Annotated in this window: 4 protein-coding genes and 1 pseudogene; 2 read left to right on the top strand and 3 right to left on the bottom strand. The window is 35.9% G+C overall.

The annotated features are described in order from the left end of the window. Positions 1 to 20 precede the first annotated feature (20 nt). Together Q5O30_RS11695 and Q5O30_RS04595 are read right to left on the bottom strand one after the other, a co-directional pair. Positions 21 to 407 carry an IS110 family transposase gene (locus tag Q5O30_RS11695; RefSeq protein WP_370553103.1) on the bottom strand — a complete coding sequence of 129 codons (387 nt, stop codon included), beginning with the start codon at positions 405 to 407 and terminating at the stop codon, positions 21 to 23. A gap of 38 nt (positions 408 to 445) precedes the next feature. After that, a complete protein-coding gene (locus Q5O30_RS04595) occupies positions 446 to 1060 on the bottom strand; it encodes an IS110 family transposase (protein WP_021952580.1) in 615 nt (204 codons plus the stop codon). Positions 1061 to 1447: 387 nt separating this feature from the next. On the opposite strand from Q5O30_RS04595, the gene Q5O30_RS04590 reads away from it, so the two are divergent. Continuing rightward, positions 1448 to 1873 (top strand): hypothetical protein, encoded by a 426-nt coding sequence (locus Q5O30_RS04590; RefSeq protein WP_021952579.1) that lies wholly within the window; start codon positions 1448 to 1450, stop codon positions 1871 to 1873. A gap of 332 nt (positions 1874 to 2205) precedes the next feature. Here the strand turns inward: Q5O30_RS04590 and Q5O30_RS04585 are convergent, their stop codons facing one another. Next, the gene (locus Q5O30_RS04585; RefSeq protein WP_021952578.1) at positions 2206 to 3057 is read right to left on the bottom strand and encodes a hypothetical protein; all 852 of its coding nucleotides are present in this window, start codon (positions 3055 to 3057) and stop codon (positions 2206 to 2208) included. A 167-nt stretch (positions 3058 to 3224) separates the two neighbouring features. Between Q5O30_RS04585 and Q5O30_RS04580 the strand changes: the two are divergent. Beyond that, positions 3225 to 3530: pseudogene (locus tag Q5O30_RS04580) on the top strand (ATP-binding cassette domain-containing protein); the annotation flags it as partial.

Raw genomic sequence — 3530 nt, 5'->3', positions numbered from 1 at the left:
CGAATACTGGAAAAGCAATTTCAAATCAGTAAAAGAAGCGTTGTTACTAGCAGAGGTTTATGTGTATGAGTATGATACAGAAATACAGGATTTTTAGCCTCCCCAGTTCTGGAAGTACTGATGCTCTGAAGTGTTAATACATGAATTACTCTTCTAGCAATAGCGGAACCTCTTTTTGACATTTGTACTTTGGTTCCTTCAAATTTACCAGATTGCTTGACAGCTGGATCAAGACCAAAGTAAGCAAAGAGTTGTTTTGGCTTTGTAAATGCTGAAAAATCACCAATCTCTTCCATGAGAGATACCGAAGATAAGAAACCGGCACCTTTAAATGTTTCTATCAAGTGGATTTGTTTCACAAAATCAGTATCTTCGTTGGAATCTACAAAATCATGCAAAGCATCCATGATGCCTGCGATTTTTTCATCATACTTGCGGATGAAACTTATGTAGAGACGGATACGTATGATATTACTATCAATGATGTAACCGAATTCATTGGCATCATGTGCAGCTTGAATAATGGCATCATACTTCTTTTCGGCATACGTAATTCACCTTGCAGCTTATTCACATAAGCACTGCGATTATCCGTTAAGTCATAGTATTCACGACAAAGATTTCTGCAGTTTAAAGCAAGGTCAGATGGCATAAGAGAAACCTTTAAATCAGGTTTCAAACCAACTAAAGCAGCCTTTTTAGAATCAAAACGGTCATTATGTACTTTTCGTATATTCATATTTGCGCTATTCTTAGTGATGATAGGATTTATAACGGAGCAGTTAAAACCCTTATCACGAAGATAGCAGAAGAGTGGATAATGATAAATTCCCGTAGATTCCAGGAAAATGCGACTTTCCAAAGAATACAACTCTTCTGATTCTTTTATTTTAGAAACATCGGTTGTAAGGGAACTCATACAGTTATGTAGGATTTTATAGGGCTTTCCTACGAGTTGTTGATTTGGAAGTGCAATAGACATCCATGAGAAGTCAGCACCGACATTAATACCAACAGAGATGAATAATTCATCAAAATTAAAAATAACATTGTTTGACATGAGCAATAGCTCCTTCTTGATAGGAATCCATTTCCAATCTGGCAGGTACACAACCTAGCGCGTTATTCGGGTATGGCCTTCGGGCTCCCAACCAGCTAAAACATAAAACCCTGTCGAATGGACTAATTGACTTTTTTGCAGGTATCTGCTGATATTCAGCATCCCAAGGAGGAGTACACTTCCCAAGGAGGCGAACATTCTTTGTCCTATCCTAAGAGATAATACCTTATGTTTTATCTGGTGTCTATCAGGAACCGTCAGACATGATAATTATTTAAGATAACATCTGATGAAGGAAGAACACCTTCTTTTGTTATCTGAATTATAGAAACTTATTAACCAAGTAGTCTTAATTGACTACATCATTATTATACTAGGAGGTTAGAAATGAAAACGTGGATTAAACCAATTTTGGTTATTTTTGCAATAGTTGTGTTGTTCATAGGAATTAACTCGATATGTATATATAAATATTTAAGTGAGTATGGTTATGGCATAAAGGAATTGCCACAAACAGTTGCCGTATGGCTGAGATTAAGTGACGGTTTTACCGTTGAAGTAAATGATGATGAAGATAGTCATTCTACATTGTTTATCGGTCATAGTGACATACAAGATTATATAAAAAAATATGAAAAAGCAGGCTATACAGCTGAACAGGAAGGATCGGATATAAGTATTGATAAAAGCAATTCACAGGATGATAAATTATATATAAGTATAGGTGGTATGGATGAATGGTGCCACTGGTTTAGAGTATATAGTCTATTTACAGATGGAGATAGTACTGTAAAAATTGAAGATGTAAAATAATTTTAAAATGCGACAAAAAAGTGAAATCCTATAAAAGCTGCCATATGTTCCCCTGAGTTAGGATGGATGTATCCACCTTTTAGGCTGATATTAAAATCAGAGAAGGGAAAGTAACAGACACGGTTTATAACAAGTATTGGAAAACGATAAAGAAAGCTATTATTGCCGGAAAGATAGAAGATGATGAAATGTACTGAGTGATGAATTCCGATTATCATATGAGAAATTTAGAAATGTGTTATGAATTCCATTATTTAAAGGTTGGGGATACACAGATGTTTAAGTTTGTCATCTGATAGAGCTGTTATGTTAATGAACAAAAACATAACAGCTTAAAAAATTATCGAGGTGGTTAACATAATTGGTCTGCTTGATGCCAGAGGATAGGCGCTGTAACCGTCAGCAATGAATCTGAAGGTTTTGGGAAGTTTTTTAAAATATTTAAGAGCCTGAGAGGTTTTGCAAAGTGATAAACCAAGATTAATGTGAAAGGTCAGGCACAGATACATGATATGGGAGTTGTGTTTTGTAAATTTAAGAGAAGATGCATTTTTCGGAAGAGAGGAAATGTCCATCTTAAAGAAATCCACAGTGAACTCACGGTAGATGTAGTGGAGTTTATATTTATTTTTCCCGAAGTCTTCTTTCAGATGCTCCGGGTCAACGTTATCAAGGTTGTGGAGATAGTAAGGGCATTTAGGGTTTATACATTTGTGTATGCGGAAAAAGGATCTGTCTTTAATAGCAACAAGACTGTGGCTACAGTGCGGACAGAAGAAACGCAATGGGGTTGTGGTGTGTTCCCCGGAAGAGAATGTCTGACCACAGACTTTGCACTGATACTGACCGTTATTCCCATTGTTGTCATATATGTAGTGATGAGGCGCACCACAGACAGGACAGCATATATCTTCGGAAATTGTGCGGCCGTTACGTCTCTGTACAGGTTTCAGAAATTTATGATATTTCCATTCGTAATACTTTAGAAGAAACTGCCAGTCCTGTTTGATGAAAGTTTTGATGACAGGAAGTTCATCGGTTTTGAATTTCTGGTATTTCGGAGAGTGGGAATCGTCAAAAGCCCACTGTCTGAGAGGAATATATCTGCAGATAAAATTTAAAAGCCAGCAGTTTTGTTGGTAAAGGTATTGAATTAATTGAAGTAGATAAAGTATAATGTTCATGAGCATTGTCTCCTTTGTCGTTGTATAAAGTTGATTTCGTCGTTGACATTATACCAAAAAAGGGAGGTCAATGCTCTTTTTATTGCAAACTCCCTAAAAATAAAGGTTTTATAAAGAAAATAGGGTATTAAATTTGACACTACCATAAAACAAGGAGAGATTCGCATATGGAAAAAGTAATTGAAGTTAGCAATTTAACAAAGGAATACAAGGGAAAAAAGGCGGTTGATAATTTATCCTTTGATGTATACGAAGGGGAAATTTTAGGGCTTTTAGGCCCCAATGGCAGTGGAAAAAGTACAACAATCAATTCTATTTTGGCACTGCTAAAGTATCAGGGAGGCAGTATAAAAATTTTCGGGGAGGAAATGAAACCGGACTCTTATGACATAAAGGCAAGAATAGGTGTAATTTTTCAGGATGTTGCAGTGTTTAACGAATTAAACGTATATGACAACATCAACTATTTTTGT

The organism is Eubacterium sp. CAG:161 (genome assembly GCF_000432355.1).
Taxonomy (GTDB): Bacteria; Bacillota; Clostridia; order Lachnospirales; family Lachnospiraceae; genus Eubacterium_G; species Eubacterium_G segne.
The sequence above is the reverse complement of the archived record's forward strand: the minus strand, read 5'-3'. Positions and strand labels throughout refer to the sequence as shown.